Raw genomic sequence first — 17,121 nt, forward strand, 5'->3', positions numbered from 1 at the left:
GGGCCCAGGGCCCCTACTTACACACCGATCGAAGACCCGGCGAAGCCGGGTCTGGGTCGGGGGCGGGTGGGTAGGGATCTACTCTTGAAGAGGTTGCCGATAGCCGATTTCAGAGTGGAGAGCCCGGTGCTGGAAGAGGTGGAGCGGTGGCTTGACGCGCGCTCCTCGAAGGCCTCGGACTGGCCTCTGGAACGGCTGCTCGCCGCGAAGGCCGCCACCGGGGCCCGGATCAGCGTGGTACTGCCCGCGCTGGACGAGGAGGAGACCGTCGGCGCGATCGTCACCGCCATCCGCGAGGACCTGGTGGAGGCCGCGCCGCTGGTGGACGAGCTGCTGGTGGTGGACTCCGGCTCGGCCGACCGCACCGCGGAGAACGCCGCGGCGGCCGGGGCGAAGGTCCTGCACCGCGACGAGATCCTTCCCGGCATCCCGTCGGTGCGCGGCAAGGGCGAGGTGCTGTGGCGGTCGCTGGCCGCGACCACCGGCGACCTGGTCTGCTTCATAGACGCCGACCTCAGGGAGTTCTCCTCCACGGTGGTCACCGGCGTGCTCGGGCCGCTGCTCTGCTCCCCCGACAACGACGCCATCCACCTGGTCAAGGCCATGTACGACCGGCCGCTCGTGGCCGGCTCCGCGGTGCTGCCGGCCGGCGGCGGCCGGGTCACGGAGCTGGTGGCGCGGCCGATCCTGAACCTGCACTGGCCGCTGCTGGCCGGCTTCGTGCAGCCGCTGGGCGGGGAGTACGCGGCGCGCCGGACGCTGCTGGAGCGGCTGCCGTTCCCGACCGGCTACGGCGTCGAGACCGCGATGCTGATCGACACCCTGGCGCTGGTCGGGCTGGACGGCATGGCGCAGGTGGACGTCGGCGTGCGGCTGCACCACCACCAGGACGACGCCGGGCTGGGCCGGATGGCCAGCGAGATCATGCAGGTGGCGTGGGAGCGGCTGCGGCGCGAGGGGCGGATCGTGCCCGGCGGCGACGGCGCCCGACCGCACACGCTGATGACGCAGTTCCACCGCGAGGCCGAGGGGTTCGCGCCGCGGTCGACGGATGTGACGGTGGTCGAGCGGCCGCCGATGCGGACCCTTACCCGGGGCGAGGGCGCCGGGGAAGTGGTCGGGGAAGCGGTCGGGGAAACAGAGCAGTAGCCGAGCCGGCGGAACGCTCCGCCGGCTGCCGGATGTCGCGCGCCGGTCCAGCGGTCGCGCCGGTCTAGGGGTTCGCGGCCGCCGAGCCGTCCGGAGTCTCCGGTATCCGAGGTCTGAACCAGGAGACCAGGCCCTCGATCCGGACGCCGTCGGGGTCGCGCGGAAGGCTGTCGAACTCCTTGACCAGCGCCTCCAACCGCTTCTGGAAGTCCGCGGCGACATCGGCGGGCAGGGTGGAGGACAGGAACATGAGCATGCCGCTGTTCTTCGCCTCCTCCGGATCAGAAGGGATCCCCAGATCGTCCAGGTGCCGCAGGAAGCGCTTGCGGTAGTCGGCCAGGTTCTCGTCGATGATCCGGTCCATGGCCTCGCGGGTCTCGACCGGGTGCGCGGTGGGGTCGATCGTCAGCGAACCCTGCGCCGACCGGTACTTGGTCTCGACGATGCCGGACACCACCCGGGTCTCCGCGGCCTCGATCAAGCCGGCTTCCAGCAGCACCTTCAGGTGCCGGTAGAGCTTGGTCTGCGGCTGGCCGAGGTCCTCGGCCAGCTCCTTGGCCGACTTCGGCACCCGGTCGCGGGACAGCGCCCGCAGCAGTGACAGCCGCGTGGTGTCGGCGAGCGCCTTGATGGTGTCGACGTCGGTGACGGTGCGCACCACCTCCTGGATCAGCGCCACCTGTTCCCGCGCGGCGGAGACCTCTTCATGCACCTCACGAAGCGCACCGGCCACCTCGGCGTTGGCATCCCGGATCGCGGTGCGCGCCGAGTCCAGCGCCCCGGCCAGGTCGGAGGTCGTGTTCTTGCTGCCCATGGGGTCCATCTTGCCAGACGCTCACGGATGCGTCATCATTCACTCAAGCGTGAATGATGGTGAGAGGGTGAATGCTCGCGCCAACGCGAACGTTCATGAATCAGGGAGGGTTCACGATGACCGCAACAGCGCTCGAGCCGACGGGGGACGCGGCGATGGACGTGGAGGGCATGCCGGAGGACGGCGCCTGGGCCGGACGGCGGGCGGCGACCGCGAGCGCCGAGGCCGCCGGTTCGGCCGAGGAGCGCGCCGCCGAGATCGCCCCCGAGATCGCCGCCGAGGCCGCCCCCGAGCTCATCCCCCTCCGCCGCAACCGCAACTTCAACCTGCTCTGGGGCGGAGCGGTCTCGGCCCTGCTCGGCCTGAGCACCGCCGACATCGCCTACCCGCTGGTGATCCTGGCGCTGACCGGCTCGCCGTTGAAGGCCGGGCTGTTCGCGACCGTGCAGCTGATCGCGTCGGTGCTGGCGACGCTGCCGGTCGGGCAGTTGATGGACCGGAAGGACCGGCGGCGGCTGCTTCTGCTGTCGGAGTCGGTGCGGGTGGCCGCCGCGGGGTCGGTGGCCGTGGCGTACTTCCTCGGTGTCCTGACGTTCTGGCACCTGCTGCTCACCGCCGCCGCGCTCGGCGCGATCCAGCCGTTCGCCGGGGCGCGGACGCTGATGTTGCGGCAGGTGGTGGCGCCCGAGCAGATTCCGGCCGCGCTCACCGCCGAGCAGGTGCGGCAGCAGGGGTGCGAGCTGGCCGGGCCGCCGCTCGGTGGGGCGTTGTTCGGGATCTCGCGGGCGCTGCCGTTCCTGTTCGCCATGATCGCCGGGTTGGTCTCGCTGCTCACCGTGGTGCTGCTGAAGCTGCCGAAGTCCGTGACGCTGGCCGCCGACGAGGCTGCCGACCAGGCCGCGGGCCAGGCGGAAGACGCAGCGAGTACGAGCACCGACACCGAGCGCGGCGGTGCGCTCCTCGGCCTCAAGACGATCATGCGCGACCCGGTGATGCGTGCCACCACCCTGGCCCTGTGCCTGGTGAACACCGCCGGCTACCCGGTCTTCCTGAGCCTGGTCGTGCGCATGCACCAGGAGCACGCCGCGTCCGGCACCACCGGTCTGGTGATCGGCGCCATGGCGCTCGGCGGGCTGGTCGGCACCGTGCTGGTGAAGCCGCTGCACAAGGTGATGCGGCCGGGCTGGCTGCTGATCGTGGCGTGCCTGGTGTTCGCCGTCGCCAACTTCGGGATGACGTTCATCGGCGCCCCGGCCGCCGACGCCGCGTTCCTCGCGCTCAGCGGCGCCGTGATCCCGTCCGCCGTGGTCATGGTCAACGTGCTGATCCTGCAGGCGGTCCCGGACGAGCAGCGCGGCCGCACCGCCGCCGCGCTGGACATGTTCCTGCTGATCGGGATGCCGGCCGGGATGCTGGTGGCCAGCGCCGCACTGCAGTGGTTCTCACCTACTGGGACGCTGCTGGGCCTGTCTTTGCTGATGACGGTCGCGGTGCTGTACTCCGTGTCCCAGAAGGCGCTGCGGGCCGCGCAGTGGCCGGACGCTCGGTAGGCCTGAGCGTCCCCTGAGCCGGGGAGTGTCGGTCGGCGCTGTGTGGAGCGCCTGATCCGGCACTCCCCTTGTGTGTGCGGCGGGCCTCGTGGACCGCGGAATGAGCGGAACGCACGGAGTGCAGCGCGTGCAGAGAGTGCGGCAGGTGCTTGACCGGACGGTGCGCGTGCGGCCGGTGCGCCAGCCGGTCGCGGACCGGCTCGCCGGCCCGCGCGCCGAGCGAATCGGCGGCCTTCACCACGGCGGCCGCCGGCGCCGCCGGACGCGGCTTGGGCGTCGAGCCGCCGAACAGCCCGAGCCCGGCCAGCAGCCCGGTCCCGCAGACCGCGACGACCGCGGCGAGCAGCGCGGGACGGCTCATCGGCCGCGCCTCGGCGGGCTCCCGGCCGCGCTCCTCCCGGTCGAGCGGCTCCCGGTCGGGGCGACCGCGTAGCAGCTCCCGGTCGGGGCGACCGCGTAGCAGCTCCCGGTCGTACGGCTCCCGGTCAGGCGGCTCGGTCCCGGTCATGTCCTTCATTAGACACAGGCCGGGGCTCCCCGTCCGAGTCCGCGCCGATGTCGGAGACCCGTTTCACCCGTCCGGACCTGGCGCGCTGGCGCGCGGCGCGCAACCGCCGCAGACGCTTGACGACCTCCGGCTCCAGGGCCAGCGCCGCCTCGTCGTCGAGCAGTGCGTTGAGCAGCTGGTAATAACGGGTAGCAGAGATCTGGAACCGCTCCCGGATCGCCTGCTCCTTGCTACCGGCGTTGCGCCACCACTGCTTCTCGAACGCCAGGATCGCGCGGTCCCGGTCTGTCAATCCGCCCCCGGGCTCGCTGCTGTTCATGCAGAACAGAGTACGGCCGCACACCCACACGGCGTCCCACCGGGCCCATGGCGTACCGTGGGTCCGTCGATTACAGGTCTATACCAATTAACGTGTGAACCGAACCCAGCTCCGCCCGCCCCTCCGCTCCCCTTTTCTGCCGACAGGTTTGCGATGACACTGCTGACGAACGCCCGGATCGTCCTCCCCGACGGCGTGCGAGCCGACGGCTGGCTGCGCCTGGACGGCCACCGGATCGCCGAGGTGGGCCCGCAGGGCTCCAGCCCGAGACCATCCGACACGGATCCGCACGAGGCCTCCATAGACCTGGCCGGGCGCTACTTGCTGGCCGGCTACGTCGACATGCACACCCACGGCGGCGGGGGCGCCGCCTTCAGCTCCGGCGACATCGAGCAGGCGGTGCGGGCCGCGGCCTTCCACCGCGCGCACGGCACCACCACGACCGTCGCCTCGACGGTCTCCACCGAGCTGGACGACCTGCAGCGCTACCTGTCCGACCTGGCCGGCCTGGTCGAGGACGGCCTGCTGGCCGGGCTGCACCTGGAAGGCCCCTTCATCTCCAAGGCCCGCTGCGGCGCCCACGACCCGGCCCTGCTGCGCGCCCCCGACCCGGCGCTGCTGCGGCCGCTGCTGGCCGCCGGCCGCGGCACGGTGAAGATGGTGACGCTGGCCCCCGAGCTCGACTACGGCATCGAGGCCACCGCGCTGCTGGCCAATTCCGGCGTGATCGCCGCGGTCGGGCACACCGACGGCGGCTACGGCATCACCGAGGAGGCCTTCTCCCACGGCGCCCGGGTCGCCACCCACCTGTTCAACGCGATGCCCGGCGTCCACCACCGCGAGCCGGGCCCGGTGGTGGCCGCGATCGAGGACGAGAACGTGATCGTGGAGCTGGTCAACGACGGCATCCACGTGCACCCCGCGGTGATCGGCATGGTCTTCAACGCCGTCGGCCCGCACCGGGTGGCGCTGATCACCGACGCCATGGCGGCGGCCGGCCAGCCCGACGGCATGTACCGGCTCGGCGCGCTGGACGTCGAGGTCTCCGAGGGCGTGGCCCGGCTGACCGGCGGCGGCTCGATCGCCGGCAGCACCCTGACGATGGACGTCGCGCTCCGGCGCGCGGTGCGCGAGCTGGGCCTGCCGATCGAGGACGCCTCGGTGTCGGCCTCCCTGACCCCCGCGCGCGCCCTGAGCCTGGACCACGAGATCGGCTCGATCGAGATCGGCAAGTTCGCGGACCTGGTCGTGCTCGACGACGAACTGGAAGTGTGCGGCGTCATGAAGCGCGGCGAGTGGGCCGTCGCCCCGAAATGACCCGTCTTCTCAGGGCCCGCACTTCAGTGTAAGTAATTCAATACGCGCAGCCCCACGCCTGTTTGCGGATTCCCGCCGGTATTAATCGGCTGGAACGACTCAACCCTTTGAGCCGGTCTTGGCAACAGGCGAGGCCTCGGCGTGTCCACACCGCCGCGGATCAGACCCCGTCCACCTCGGGGTTCCCACCGGCATCACCCGTTCGCACTCGCGTTCCGGCCGGAGCCCGGCAGATGCGCCGCTCGGGTGAATCTTCACCGCTCCCGACCGCTTTCCAGCTATAAAAGCCGAACCCCCTGGGCGAGAATCCAAGAGTGAGCTTCATCTGAATCTGGTTTTCATCTCCCTTCGGGAACGAATGGCCCCGCCGACCCGGGCGACGGCCACTCTCCATAGCCGACCGCATCACTAGGTAGAGATTCACGCACGGCGACCGAAAAACGCCGGGCACTCGCAGGCGAAGGAGTCGCTGTCATGGTCTTCTCGGTATCCGGTGTGCTGCTGCTGGGCATCATCACCTTCATCCTGTTCCGCAAGGACGGGCTCAAGGTCTCGCACATGATCGTGTGCGCGCTGCTCGGCTTCTACCTCGCGTCCACCTCGATCGCCCCGAACATCAAGCAGAGCGGTGCCTCCATCGCCAGCTTCATCAGCAACCTGCACTTCTAGCGGTGCCAGGGCTGATCCGGCGTCGGGCCGGCCGAGCCAGCAGAGCCAGCTAGAGCTCCTCAGCTAAGGGGTCGAACACCTATGGCGGGATCGGTGGGGACCGAGAACCCCATCCAGCGCCTGGCCCGCGGCTTCCGTGACCACCCGATCACGGAGGCCGTCGGCCGTTACTCGAACACCACCCGGCACGCCTCCAAGCGCGCCAAGGCGCGGGCGATGGACATCGGGCACCCGGTGGTGGTGCTGGTCCGCGGGACCAAGCAGATGGCCGCGGACGCCAAGACGTACTGGACCGAGGCCGGCGGGCACGAGAAGCACAAGGAATGGCGGGACCTGGTGGTCTTCGTCTTCGCCGTGTGCGCGGTGGCCGTGGGCTTCCAGCCGTACGGCATCCTGCTGCTGCTCGCGGTCTGGGCCGCGGGGGCCACCTACCTGGGCCGGGACCGGCCCGACCCCGGCAAGGACCCGGAGAGCGACGCGCACGTCGCGCGGCTCCAGTCGGCGTACAACGGCCTGGTCCCCTACCTGATGGACACCCACGACCCGGACGAGCGGTTCAAGCCCGGCGGCGGCTACCGCGACGGGTTCACCGAGTGGGAGTTCGACGAGGGCGACCGGCTGGTGGCGCTCAAGCTCCAGTACTCCCCGTTCTTCAAGGACGGCGAGCACGACTCCCGAGCCAAGGTCGAGCGGGCCCTGGAGGGCAAGATCGGCCAGGCCAACGAGTACCTGTACGACTGGGACGAGGAGGGCAACAAGCTCTCCGTCCGCATCCTGCCGCCGCTGCCGATCGGGATCCCGGCGCAGCCGTGGAAGGTCGCCGAGATCGAGTACGTGCTCGGCTTCACCGACCCCACCTCGACCGCGCGCCTGATCCCGGTGCAGCTGACCGCCGAGCCCGGCGGCGAGGTGCCGGTGGTGGAGCTGGCGCCGGTGGTCTGGCGGCACGGCCGGTTCGCCGCCGAGCCGCACCTGCTGGTGGCCGGCGTGCTGGGCAGCGGCAAGTCGAACCTGTTGCGCTCGCTGGCCGCGCAGGCCCTGGGCCACGGCCACCTGGTGACCGCGATCGACGCCGAGCACACCGGGCACTTCGACGAGTTCTCCGGGCGCGACGGCGTGCTGCGCGTGGAGTCCGCGCCGGCCGCCGCGATGGACCTGCTCGACTGGGTCTGCGCGGAGTCCACGCGCCGGGCCGAGCGGCTGCGCGAGCTCGGGGACACCGAGGACACGCTGATCGCCGAGCTGGCCAAGCCGCTGTGGCTGTTCGTGGACGAGCTGGCCTCTCTCGGCGAGGCGGCGGCCCGGGCCGGGCTGGCCGACCCGCAGGACCTGCTGGCCGACCTGATGCGGGCCGGCCGCACCACCGGCGTGACCGTGGTGCTCTCCAGCCGGGCCGAGCGGGTCTCCGAGCTGCGGGCCACGGTCCGCAACCAGGCGCACGCCCGGGTCGGGCTCGGACAGCTGCCGCCCGGGGCGTCCACCGCGCTGTTCGGCGGCACGCTGGAGATCGGCGGGCCGGCCGTGCTGCCCCCGGGGCGCGGGTTCGCCCGGGTCGGCGGCGGGCCGGTGGTCCGGGTGCAGGTGCCGGTCGCGGCGGACGTGACGGCCGCGCTGCCGGTGCTGGTCGGTGCGGTCGTGAGCGGCGGGGACCCGATGGCCGACGGGTTCGACGGGTTCGACGGTGCGGACGGAACCGATGGGGCCGGCGGGTTCGGCGGGACCGGCGGGACCGGCGGTCAGGGGCCCGACGCCTTCTGAGCGGTACCACGGGGCTTCACGGGCTTCACGAGGCGGGCGGTGCGGATGCGCCGCCCGCCTCGCCGTTCCCGGCCGGGCCGTCGAGAAGTTCCCGCTCGCCCAGGTGAGGATCCTCACGGGGGTATTCGTTTGAATTCAAACTGACGACCCCCGCACGCTGGGTAGGGTTGAGGACCATGAGTATCCCCAAGCGTGCCGCGATCGGCCTCGCGGCGACGGTGACGGCCCTGATAATGACCGCCTGCTCGTCCAACGGCTCCAGCGGCTCGTCCAACGGATCCACCGGCGGTGCGGCGGCCGGCACGACGTCCGGCGCGCAGGCGGCGCCGAGCACGGCGGCCGCGGCCGACTGGTCGCGCAACCCGGACCAGACCTCGACCGCGCTCAAGGCCGGCCTGCCGATGCTCGGCAGCGAGATGCTGCAGGTCCACTACCACGCGCACCTCGACGTGATCGTCGACGGCAAGGCGGTCACCGTGCCGCAGTACGTCGGCATCGACGAGAACGCCCAGACCATCACCGCGCTGCACACCCACGACACCAGCGGCGTGATGCACATCGAGTCCGCCAAGGACACCCCCTTCAAGCTCGGCCAGTTCTTCACCGAGTGGGGCCAGCCGCTCAGCGCCACCCAGGTCGGCCCGGTCGCGATCGGCGGCACCGAGGCGCTGCACGTGATCGTGAACGGCAAGGAGCTCACCGGCGACCCGGCGCAGTACGTGCTGAAGGCGCACGACGAGATCGCGGTCTGGGTCGGCGCGAAGGGCCAGACCCCGCAGGTCCCGTCCTCCTACAACTTCCCGCCCGGCCTGTAGCAGAAGCGGGACGCGCCCGACAGCGTGATTCGCGGGCGACTCAGAACTCTGCGGTGCACACCGGGTCAGGCCCTGGTCGGACAGGGTCCTGATCCGGTGTGACATTCAGCACTCGGCACAACGGGATAACGGAACACCGAACCTCTGTGCCGGGTGGTGCGCGATGCGCTACCTTCTAAGGGTGGCGATGTCTCAGGCGAGCGGTTCGACGGCGGGTCCGATGACTCCGCCGCGGCGCGTCGGTGTGCCGCCGCTGAACCTGGGCAACCAGGCTGTGGCCGACCGGCTCGACCGGCATTTCGCGGCGATCGTGGACGCGCCGGCGGCGCTGGACGACGACAACGCCACCGAAGCCCTGGAAACCATGATCGCGGTGCTGCCCCGCACCGGCGGCGCCCGGCGTTCCGAGCGGGCGCTGTGGCTGCGCGCGCCGTTCCGGCGGCTGAAGCGCCTGATCGGGCTGTAGCAGCCCGCCACCGAACTGCGCCGCTTTGCGCGGCGGCATACGGTTGTCCCATGGCTGACACCACCAACGACGCCGGGATCGGCGCGCGCATCAAGGAACTGGTCGCGGAAGAGCATCGGCTGCGTTCGCACCCCAATCCCACCGACCAGGACCTCACCGCGCTCAAGAGCGCGGAGATCGAGCTGGACCAGTGCTGGGACCTGCTCCGGCAGCGCCGGGCCAAGCAGGAGACCGGCGGGAACCCGGGGGACGCGAAGGCCCGGGCGGTCGGCGAGGTCGAGGGGTACCTCCAGTAGGACCGAGGACATCGGGGCGGCCCGGCGCTGATGCGCCGGGCCGCCCTTGTGGTTCCCCCGCTTCCCCGTTCCCTGTCCCCCGATCCCGTTTCCCCGCGTCCCGCTTCCCCCGTGCCCCGTCCCCCGCAGCCGGGCAGCTCCCCTCTCAGGCCTCCGTGATCGCCGCGGCGACCGTCTGCCGTGCCGCCCGGCGAGCCGGGATCACCGCGGCCAGGACGCCGGCCAGGGCGCCCGCCACGACGTAGATCAGCAGCTGCGTGTACGGGATCGCCAGGCTCCCCACGCCGGTGGCCTTCGCCACCAGGTGCACCAGCGCCCAGCCGAAGCCGCCGCCCATCACGATCCCGAGGCTGACCCCCAGGACCGCCATCAGCATGGCCTCGAGCATCAGCATCCGGCGCAGCTGCTGCTTGGTCAGGCCCAGGGCGCGCAGCAGCGCGCTCTCGCGGGTGCGCTCCAGGACCGACAGCGACAGGGTGTTGGCGATGCCGATCAGCGCGATCAGGATCGCCAGCCCCAGCATCGCGGTGAACAGGGCCAGGATCTGGTTCAGGCTGCTGTTCAGCTGGTTCTTGTAGTCCGCGACGCTGTTCACGGTCAGCAGCGGGTCGTTCTCGACCGCGGCCTCGACCGCGGAACGCGTCGCGGCCAGCGTCACGCCCGGCTTGGCCAGCATGGTCACCGTGCCCGGGCCCTGAGAAGGCAGCAGCTTCTGGAAGTCCGGGACCGACAACGCGGTCTCCGGCATGCCGATCCCGCTGTCCTCGTAGGTGGCCACGACCTTCAGCGAGACGGTGCGGCCGTCGGCGGCGGTGGCCGTGACCGTCTGCCCGACGGCCGTGTGCAGGGCGGCGAGCTGGTTGTCCGGCACGGCCACGGTGCCCGGGACCACGTCGCTGATCGAGCCCTGCTTCATGATCGGGTTGATCAGCGTGTGGTAGCCGACCGCGTCGATGGCGCCGGCGTGCTCGGTGCTGCCGTTCACGGTGACCTTGCCGTCGTACTCCGCGGCGACCGTGCCCAGCTCCGGCAGGGCCTTGAGCTTCGCCACGGCGTCCGCCGGGACGGACCGGCCGGGGTCGGCGACCACCTGGTAGTCGAACGGGAAGTGCTGCCTGATGGAGTCCGTGGCCGAGGCCTTGATGGAGGCGGTGACCACGGTGAACATCGTCACCAGCGTGATGCCGATGGTGAGCGCGGCGGTGGTGGCGGCGACCCGGCGCGGGTTGCGGCCGGCGTTGGCGGTCGCCAGACGTGCCGTCGGGCCCAGCGCCCTGCCCGGCAGCCAGCCCAGCACCCGGATCACCGGCGAGGCGATCACCGGCCCCAGGGCCAGCACGCCGACGAAGGTCACCATGGCGCCGACGGTGAGGATCATGAAGCCCCGGCTGCGGTCCTGGGTCTGCATCCCCAGGTAGCCGACCGCGATGCCGGCGGCCGCCAGCAGCAGCCCGACGGTCACGCGGACCCGGCCGGCCTTGCGGGTCACCCGGGTCTCGCCGAGCTGCGCGGACAGCGCCTGCACCGGCGCCACGCGGGTGGCGGCGCGCGCCGGCAGCACCGCGGAGCCGACGGTCAGCAGCAGGCCGAGGCCGATCGAGTACAGCGCCGCGTCCGCGTTGACCACCAGGTGGTCGGTGGGCATGTTCAGCCCGGCGGCGTTGAGCAGCGCGGACAGGCCCTTGGACAGCCCGATGCCGGTGAAGAACCCGGCGACGGAGGCCAGCGTCCCGAAGACGAGGGCTTCGATGAGGGTGCTGCCGAAGACCTGGCGGCGGGTCGCTCCGACACAGCGCAGCAGGGCCAGCTCGCGGGCCCGCTGCGCGACCAGGATCTGGAAGGTGTTCTGGATGACGAGTGCCGACACCAGCGCCGCGATAATGGCGAAGACGAGCAGAAACGTGCCGAAGCCGCTGGTGTAGCCGGTGGCCTGGTTGGCCAGTTCGGTCTGGAGCTGCGCGCCGGTGTAGAAGGTGGCGCCGCTGCCGTCCAGGACCGGCAGGTCCTTGAGCTCGGTGACCAGGTGGTCCTGGCTCACGCCGGACTTGGCGCGCACGGCGATCTGGTCGTAGCCGGCGCTGCCGGTGACCCGCAGCGCGGTCGCGGTGTCGAAGCCGACCACCGACTCCCCGGCATACGTCTTGTCGGTGCTGGTGTCGAAGATGCCGACCAGGCGGAAGGTCTCGCGCCGGTCGCCGTGGTCGATCACGGTCACCTGGTCGCCGAGCGCGAAGTGCCGGTCGTCGGCGGTGGCCTTGTCCAGCGCGACGTCGGTCGCGGCCGCCGGGGCGTGGCCGGCGGCGAAGTCGAAGTAGCCGAGCTTGGCGTCGGTCGGGAAGGCGACGCCGACCCCGATGCCGCCGCTGCCCTTGACCACCTTCCCGGCCTTGTCCAGCACCGGCGCCGGGCCCAGGACCCGGCCCTCGGCCGAGGCGACGTCGGGCAGGTTCCGGACGGCGTCCAGGGCCGCCGGGTCGACCGTCTTCTTGTCCTGCTGGTTCTCGATGCTGGCGACCTGCAGGCCGCCGGCCGGGGTGACGGCGGCGTCGACGTTCTTGGCCTGCCGGGCGAAGCTGTCGAAGAAGGACTGCTTGATGGAGTCGGTGAAGATCAGCGTGCCGGCGACGAAGCCGACGCCGAGCAGCACGGTGATCGAGGACAGGAGCATGCGGGCCTTGTGGGCCCTCAGGTTCGCCAGCGCGGTCTTGAACATCGCCGGGTCACTCCCCCGCCGCGACGCGCTCGGGCCGGATCATGCGCAGCTGCGCGGTCACCGAGTCCGGCGTCGGGGAGAGCAGGTCGCCGCGCATGACACCGTCGGCCAGGAACACTACGCGGTCCGCTGCGCAGGCCGCGGTGGTGTCGTGGGTGACCATCACGACGGTCTGGCCCAGCTCGCGCACGCTCATCCGCAGGAACGCCAGCACCTCCGAGCCGGCCCGGGAGTCCAGGTTCCCGGTCGGCTCGTCCGCGAACACCACCTCCGGGCGGCTCATCAGGGCCCGGGCACAGGCCACGCGCTGCTGCTGGCCGCCGGAGAGCTCGCCGGGGCGGTGCTTGAGCCTCCCCTGGAGGTCCAGGACCCCGATCACCTGATCCCACCACTGCTTCGGCGGCTTCAGACCGGCCAGGTCCAGCGGGAGCAGGATGTTCTGCTCGGCGGTGAGGGTGGGGAGCAGGTTGAACGACTGGAAGATGAAGCCGATCCGGCGGCGCCGCAGCAGCGTCAGGGCCTTGTCGTTCAGCTTGGTCAGCTCCACCCCGCCGATCTGCACCGAGCCGGAGGTGGCGGTGTCCAGGCCCGCCAGGCAGTGCATCAGCGTGGACTTGCCGGACCCGGACGGGCCCATGATCGCGGTGAACTCGCCCTGGCCGAACCCGACGGTGACGCCGTCGAGGGCGCGGACCGCGGTGGCACCGGAACCGTAGGTCTTGACGAGGTCGCGGGCGAGGACCGCGTAGCCGCTCGCGGTCGGCTCTCGGGTGGTGGCGGACATGGGAACCCCTCCGGAAAACGTGGTGGTGGTGGCGCTGGGATGTACGTGGGCCGGGCCCGTCAGGCCCAAGAAAAAGGTAAGAACTACCAGGGGTCCGGGTCGTCGGCCGACGGGCTCGTCCCCGAGTAGTCGCCTGGCGGTGGTCGGGGTGCTCGGCGTACGACTCCAGGCTGGGGGGCCGCTGCGACTGAAGTCGTGCCCCAGGCGGAGGCGACACACCTGACCTGCGAAGACGCGCGGGTCTTCCAGGGCGGCCGGCAGAGGCGGAATCCACGGGCAATCGCCACTCGTTGGAGTGATCTCCTGCGCGAACCCGCTGATCACCTCGCTCTCGCGGCTTACGCTCTAGGACGCTGCCGACTGGCGGGAGGGACGATGCGACGGTGTCAGCATTCCTGCGGCTGCGAGGGGAACTCGGTCGGGCGTGACCCCGAGAGCGGTCTGTTGTTGTGTGCCGCTTGCCTGGGGCGCTCGATCCTCGGGACCGACTGCTCGCGGGCCCGCAAGTACTTCGGGCATGTGCCGGTGCGGTTCGTGAGCGCGGCGTGGAGCGAGCCGGTGCCGCTGCGGAACGGGGATCGGTCGGTGGTGCCGGACGGGTTCGATTCTTTTCTGACGGTACGGACCGAGCCGGGGGCGACGGCTTGGGACTTCCTGCCGCTGGCTGCGGTCGGGGGCGGAACCAAGTCCGGGGATAGGGCCGGGGCTGGGGCTGCGGCTGGGGCCGAAGCCGGGGCGGGGGCCGAGGCCGGCGTCGCCGCGAGAGTGGTGGCGGGCGTCGAGGTCCGGGTCCGGTCCGGAGTCGGCTTCGGTTTCCGGTTCGGGACCGGGTCGGCGACGAATCCGCAGCGCCCGCCGAAGGATCCGCCGTCGGGGCCGCTGCCGCCGCCCCCCGCACGCCCGGTGCAGCCGAACCCGCCGCGCCGATGAGCCGATGGCGACTGTCCGCGACGCGCTGACCGCACCGTGTGCTCCGACACCTGTTCGGCCGGGCCCCGGACGGCTAGCCTGGCGGGGAATCAAGGCTCACATTCGCAGGGGTGGACGTGACGAGCGGCTCGGGCGGCTTCGGTTTCGGGTCCGGCGGCCGGCACCGCGGCCGGTTCTCCGAGAGCGCCAAATCGGTGGCGGCCATCCTGACCGGGATCGCGGCGCTGCTCGTCGCGGTCGCGGGGATGATCACGCTGGTGTGCTCCGATCCCGAGGGGAATCCGGCTTCCGCGGTGACGACGACGGCGATCGGCGTGGGAGACGCCCCGGGCGGCGGGGACGGCGGCGCGTCGGTGTCCGGCGCGGGTTCGAGTATGGGTTCTGGTTCGAGCTCTGGTTCGAGTTCTGGTTCGAGTTCAGGTTCCGGCTCGGCGACGTCAGCCACTTCGGACCTTTCGGCTACTTCGGGCAGCAGTGGCGATCCGCCGGAGCCGCCTTCCGCCTCATCGCCGTCGTCGCTGCCGTCGTCCTTGTCCCCGACCCCGACGTCTTCGGCGTCTACCCCAGCGCCTTCCACCGGCACGCGGCCGCAGTGGGAGGGTGACGTACAGGTCGACCCGGTGGGGTACTCGCTCGCGACCGTCCCACCGAGCCCGGACCAGTCCGGAAACCCGGACATCAGCGCCAGCTTCGACGGAACCTTCGTCGCCGGCCTGGGAGCGGCGAAGTGGACCACCACAGCGGCCCCGAGCCCCGAGGGATGCGCATCGCTGCTCATGACGCGGCAGGTGACGCGCGTGACCGCCGCCCCGGGGGACGTGTACTGCGTGCGGGTGGCGCACGGGCCGTTCAACATCGGGAACCAGTACGCGGCGGTGCGGTTCCTGGAGAGGGGGCTTGATCCGACGGACCTGCCCTACGTGCGGATCCACGCCACGGTGTGGCCGGACGAGACCTGACCACGCAGGGCTTATCTGGTCCGGCGGCTTCCGCTGCTTCGACAAGGTGATCCCAGACGCCCCGATCAGCCTCGTCGCGCGGACAGCCCGGCCGACTAGGCCAGCTGCCACTGCCCGGTCTGGTCGGCGAACCCGGAGTCCAGCGAGAACTGGAAGGTCGCTGCCTTCTCACCGGTCGGCACTTCGTAGACGATGACGCCGAGCGCACTCGCACCGGGCGCGAGCTTCACGGCGCCGTCCATGGCCTGACCCAAGGTGGTGTCGCCGAAGGTGCTGCTGTAGCGCTGGCCCTGCGCGTCGACGAGCGTCGCCCCGTTGGTGGGCGAGTCGGAGTACGCGGTGGCGGCGGTGTTGGTGATGCGGATCTGCACGGCCACCCAGCGCTTTCCGCTCTGCGGCTGCATGTACTGATCGGAACTCGTCGCCGGATCGGCGACCTTGACCAGAGTGACGGTCAGCTTCTCGTCGCCGCGCATGCCGGTGAGGGCGATCGACCCGCCGATCTTGGCGGACGCCGGAGCGGCCGCGCTGGTGTGCGCGGCGGCAGCCGGAGCCGACGCCGGGCCGCCGGTGGTGATCGTGGTCGTGACCACGGAACCAGCGGCCGTGGCGGCCTTCGAACCGTGGCCGGCGCCGTAGCCGACGAACAGTCCGAGAACAAGCCCGCCGATGCCGGTCAGAACGACAGGAGTCTTGCTCCGCTTGGCCGGTGGCGACGGCATGTACGGGTACTGCGGTTGCCGCGGATAGCCGCGGCGGCGGATCGGTTCTGCGTCGGTGTCACGACCGGTTAAATCGCTGCCGCGCTCATCCATGATGCCCCCCTTGCCCGAGAAACTGGGGTGCTGAGGCTACGGCACTGCGACCCTTGATCGCCATGTTTCCGCAGGTCAAGGCATTAATGGAGGGCACAGGTCAAGGTCTTGGGCGCCGAGGCGCAACTCCTGCGGCAGGTCCGGCAGCCGGCTCCATGGCAACACCCGAAGCCCGCTTGCGCGAAAAGCCCCTCGGAACCGTCTTCCGCAGCTCAAGCTGCGAAGGGCCAGGTCGAGGGGCTCACTCTGTGGGAGCGTCCGAGCCCGCACCCGAACGCCACGAAGAGCCGCTGAGGGGACTCGAACCCCTAACCGCCTGTTTACAAGACAGGTGCGCTGCCAATTGCGCCACAGCGGCCGGACCGGGTGATCGGCGGGGCCGATCTGATCCGCCGCCATGGTACCGAACGCGGCGGGGGTTGCCCCAGTCCGTTTCGAAAGGGCGGGTGGTGGTGGGCGGCGGGGGCGGGGTTTCTGCGACCATGGACGGATGTCCAGCAGCCAGAAGCGCCTCATCGCCGCCTGTGACGGCGCCACCAAAGGGAATCCCGGTCCGTCGGCTTGGGCTTGGGTCCTGGCCGATGCCGACGGGGTCGTGCTGCGGTGGCGGGCGGGGCCGCTGGGGCACGCGACCAACAACATCGCCGAGTTGACCGCGTTGCGGGAGTTGCTGGTGGAGGTCGGTCCCGGGGCTTCGGTCGAGGCCCGGTTGGACTCGCAGTACACGATCAACGCGGTCACCAAGTGGCTGCCCGCGTGGAAGAAGAACGGGTGGATGACCGCCGGGAAGAAGCCGGTGGCCAACGCCGATCTGATCCGGGAGATCGACGGGCTGCTGGGCAGCCGGGACGTGGTGTTCGTGCACGTCGCGGCGCACCAGGTGAACGGCGACCCGTACAACGACCTCGCCGACCGGGCCGCGAGCGCCAGCGCGATCAGCCAGCAGGCGCTGGCCGGGACGGACGCCTCGCAGGTGCCGGGGACGCCGGACCGGCCCGCCGGGAGCGGCAGGGCCGGTGGCGGCGGCAGCAGGAGCAGCGCCGCCACAAGCGCCAGTAACGGCACCGGTAACGGCACCAGCAAAGGCACCGCCGGCGACGCCAAGCCGAAGAAGGCCTTCACCATCCAGGCGAAGTTCGCCGGCACCTGCGCCTGCGGCCGCGGCTACGACGCCGGGGAGAAGATCACCAAGCTCGACTCCGGACGCTGGGGACACCCCGCCTGCGCGTAACTGGGCAACCAGCAAAGCCGCAGCGCAC

At 71.2% G+C, this 17,121-nt stretch carries 17 protein-coding genes and 1 tRNA gene; 12 read left to right on the top strand and 6 right to left on the bottom strand.

Features of this window, described 5'->3' with window-relative positions; genetic code table 11:
* Nucleotides 1-126 precede the first annotated feature (126 nt).
* Nucleotides 127-1,149, top strand: a complete 1,023-nt coding sequence (locus tag ABH920_RS06185; RefSeq protein WP_370348012.1) for a glucosyl-3-phosphoglycerate synthase — start codon at nucleotides 127-129, stop codon at nucleotides 1,147-1,149.
* 64 nt (nucleotides 1,150-1,213) lie between these two features.
* On the opposite strand, the gene ABH920_RS06190 is transcribed toward ABH920_RS06185, so the two are convergent.
* Nucleotides 1,214-1,963: a helix-turn-helix domain-containing protein gene (locus ABH920_RS06190; RefSeq protein ID WP_370347696.1), complete on the bottom strand. Its 750-nt coding sequence runs from the start codon at nucleotides 1,961-1,963 to the stop codon at nucleotides 1,214-1,216.
* 116 nt (nucleotides 1,964-2,079) lie between these two features.
* Here ABH920_RS06190 and ABH920_RS06195 point away from each other — a divergent pair, with 116 nt between their 5' ends.
* Together ABH920_RS06195 and ABH920_RS06200 are read left to right on the top strand one after the other, a co-directional pair.
* On the top strand, nucleotides 2,080-3,513 hold the full coding sequence (locus tag ABH920_RS06195) for an MFS transporter (protein WP_370347698.1): 1,434 nt from the start codon (nucleotides 2,080-2,082) through the stop codon (nucleotides 3,511-3,513).
* Nucleotides 3,514-3,613: 100 nt separating this feature from the next.
* Entirely contained in the window at nucleotides 3,614-3,946 is a 333-nt protein-coding gene (locus ABH920_RS06200) for a hypothetical protein (protein WP_370347700.1), read from the top strand.
* 52 nt (nucleotides 3,947-3,998) lie between these two features.
* Here the strand turns inward: ABH920_RS06200 and ABH920_RS06205 are convergent, their stop codons facing one another.
* Nucleotides 3,999-4,340: a DUF3263 domain-containing protein gene (locus ABH920_RS06205; protein ID WP_370347703.1), complete on the bottom strand. Its 342-nt coding sequence runs from the start codon at nucleotides 4,338-4,340 to the stop codon at nucleotides 3,999-4,001.
* Between the two features lie 153 nt (nucleotides 4,341-4,493).
* Between ABH920_RS06205 and nagA the strand changes: the two genes are divergently transcribed.
* From nagA to ABH920_RS06235, 6 genes are all read left to right on the top strand, one after another.
* The gene (nagA, locus tag ABH920_RS06210; protein ID WP_370347705.1) at nucleotides 4,494-5,657 is read left to right on the top strand and encodes an N-acetylglucosamine-6-phosphate deacetylase; all 1,164 of its coding nucleotides are present in this window, start codon (nucleotides 4,494-4,496) and stop codon (nucleotides 5,655-5,657) included.
* A 474-nt stretch (nucleotides 5,658-6,131) separates the two neighbouring features.
* Nucleotides 6,132-6,326: a hypothetical protein gene (locus tag ABH920_RS06215; RefSeq protein ID WP_015796679.1), complete on the top strand. Its 195-nt coding sequence runs from the start codon at nucleotides 6,132-6,134 to the stop codon at nucleotides 6,324-6,326.
* Between the two features lie 81 nt (nucleotides 6,327-6,407).
* The gene (locus ABH920_RS06220; RefSeq protein ID WP_370347708.1) at nucleotides 6,408-8,084 is read left to right on the top strand and encodes an FtsK/SpoIIIE domain-containing protein; all 1,677 of its coding nucleotides are present in this window, start codon (nucleotides 6,408-6,410) and stop codon (nucleotides 8,082-8,084) included.
* Nucleotides 8,085-8,260: 176 nt separating this feature from the next.
* Nucleotides 8,261-8,899, top strand: a complete 639-nt coding sequence (locus ABH920_RS06225; RefSeq protein ID WP_370347710.1) for a hypothetical protein — start codon at nucleotides 8,261-8,263, stop codon at nucleotides 8,897-8,899.
* A 181-nt stretch (nucleotides 8,900-9,080) separates the two neighbouring features.
* Complete coding sequence (locus tag ABH920_RS06230) at nucleotides 9,081-9,365, top strand: hypothetical protein (RefSeq protein ID WP_194917184.1); 285 nt, start codon at nucleotides 9,081-9,083, stop codon at nucleotides 9,363-9,365.
* A gap of 50 nt (nucleotides 9,366-9,415) precedes the next feature.
* Nucleotides 9,416-9,661, top strand: a complete 246-nt coding sequence (locus ABH920_RS06235) for a DUF2630 family protein (RefSeq protein ID WP_370347712.1) — start codon at nucleotides 9,416-9,418, stop codon at nucleotides 9,659-9,661.
* 145 nt (nucleotides 9,662-9,806) lie between these two features.
* On the opposite strand, the gene ABH920_RS06240 is transcribed toward ABH920_RS06235, so the two are convergent.
* Entirely contained in the window at nucleotides 9,807-12,374 is a 2,568-nt protein-coding gene (locus ABH920_RS06240) for an ABC transporter permease (RefSeq protein ID WP_370347714.1), read from the bottom strand.
* Between the two features lie 7 nt (nucleotides 12,375-12,381).
* Nucleotides 12,382-13,158 carry an ABC transporter ATP-binding protein gene (locus ABH920_RS06245; protein WP_370347716.1) on the bottom strand — a complete coding sequence of 259 codons (777 nt, stop codon included), beginning with the start codon at nucleotides 13,156-13,158 and terminating at the stop codon, nucleotides 12,382-12,384.
* A gap of 375 nt (nucleotides 13,159-13,533) precedes the next feature.
* On the opposite strand from ABH920_RS06245, the gene ABH920_RS06250 reads away from it, so the two are divergent.
* Entirely contained in the window at nucleotides 13,534-14,088 is a 555-nt protein-coding gene (locus tag ABH920_RS06250; RefSeq protein ID WP_370347718.1) for a hypothetical protein, read from the top strand.
* Nucleotides 14,089-14,198: 110 nt separating this feature from the next.
* On the top strand, nucleotides 14,199-15,047 hold the full coding sequence (locus ABH920_RS06255) for a hypothetical protein (RefSeq protein ID WP_370347720.1): 849 nt from the start codon (nucleotides 14,199-14,201) through the stop codon (nucleotides 15,045-15,047).
* Nucleotides 15,048-15,142: 95 nt separating this feature from the next.
* Here the strand turns inward: ABH920_RS06255 and ABH920_RS06260 are convergent, their stop codons facing one another.
* Both ABH920_RS06260 and ABH920_RS06265 read right to left on the bottom strand, forming a co-directional pair.
* The gene (locus tag ABH920_RS06260) at nucleotides 15,143-15,862 is read right to left on the bottom strand and encodes a DUF4352 domain-containing protein (protein ID WP_370347722.1); all 720 of its coding nucleotides are present in this window, start codon (nucleotides 15,860-15,862) and stop codon (nucleotides 15,143-15,145) included.
* 285 nt (nucleotides 15,863-16,147) lie between these two features.
* Nucleotides 16,148-16,220 (bottom strand) — tRNA-Thr (locus ABH920_RS06265).
* 132 nt (nucleotides 16,221-16,352) lie between these two features.
* Here ABH920_RS06265 and ABH920_RS06270 point away from each other — a divergent pair.
* Complete coding sequence (locus tag ABH920_RS06270; RefSeq protein WP_370347724.1) at nucleotides 16,353-17,093, top strand: ribonuclease H; 741 nt, start codon at nucleotides 16,353-16,355, stop codon at nucleotides 17,091-17,093.
* Nucleotides 17,094-17,121 lie beyond the last annotated feature (28 nt).

The sequence above is a fragment of the Catenulispora sp. EB89 genome (assembly GCF_041261445.1).
In the GTDB taxonomy this organism is placed as follows: domain Bacteria; phylum Actinomycetota; class Actinomycetes; order Streptomycetales; family Catenulisporaceae; genus Catenulispora.

Excerpts from the sequence above, each read along its gene's own strand:
- ABH920_RS06240 (WP_370347714.1), bottom strand. The coding sequence starts at position 12,374 with ATGTTCAAGACCGCGCTGGCGAACCTGAGGGCCCACAAGGCCCGCATG.
- ABH920_RS06270 (WP_370347724.1), top strand. The coding sequence starts at position 16,353 with ATGTCCAGCAGCCAGAAGCGCCTCATCGCCGCCTGTGACGGCGCCACC.
- ABH920_RS06200 (WP_370347700.1), top strand. The coding sequence starts at position 3,614 with ATGAGCGGAACGCACGGAGTGCAGCGCGTGCAGAGAGTGCGGCAGGTG.
- ABH920_RS06195 (WP_370347698.1), top strand. The coding sequence starts at position 2,080 with ATGACCGCAACAGCGCTCGAGCCGACGGGGGACGCGGCGATGGACGTG.
- ABH920_RS06245 (WP_370347716.1), bottom strand. The coding sequence starts at position 13,158 with ATGTCCGCCACCACCCGAGAGCCGACCGCGAGCGGCTACGCGGTCCTC.
- ABH920_RS06215 (WP_015796679.1), top strand. The coding sequence starts at position 6,132 with ATGGTCTTCTCGGTATCCGGTGTGCTGCTGCTGGGCATCATCACCTTC.
- ABH920_RS06190 (WP_370347696.1), bottom strand. The coding sequence starts at position 1,963 with ATGGGCAGCAAGAACACGACCTCCGACCTGGCCGGGGCGCTGGACTCG.
- ABH920_RS06225 (WP_370347710.1), top strand. The coding sequence starts at position 8,261 with ATGAGTATCCCCAAGCGTGCCGCGATCGGCCTCGCGGCGACGGTGACG.
- ABH920_RS06235 (WP_370347712.1), top strand. The coding sequence starts at position 9,416 with ATGGCTGACACCACCAACGACGCCGGGATCGGCGCGCGCATCAAGGAA.
- ABH920_RS06260 (WP_370347722.1), bottom strand. The coding sequence starts at position 15,862 with ATGGATGAGCGCGGCAGCGATTTAACCGGTCGTGACACCGACGCAGAA.
- ABH920_RS06220 (WP_370347708.1), top strand. The coding sequence starts at position 6,408 with ATGGCGGGATCGGTGGGGACCGAGAACCCCATCCAGCGCCTGGCCCGC.
- ABH920_RS06250 (WP_370347718.1), top strand. The coding sequence starts at position 13,534 with ATGCGACGGTGTCAGCATTCCTGCGGCTGCGAGGGGAACTCGGTCGGG.
- nagA (WP_370347705.1), top strand. The coding sequence starts at position 4,494 with ATGACACTGCTGACGAACGCCCGGATCGTCCTCCCCGACGGCGTGCGA.
- ABH920_RS06205 (WP_370347703.1), bottom strand. The coding sequence starts at position 4,340 with ATGAACAGCAGCGAGCCCGGGGGCGGATTGACAGACCGGGACCGCGCG.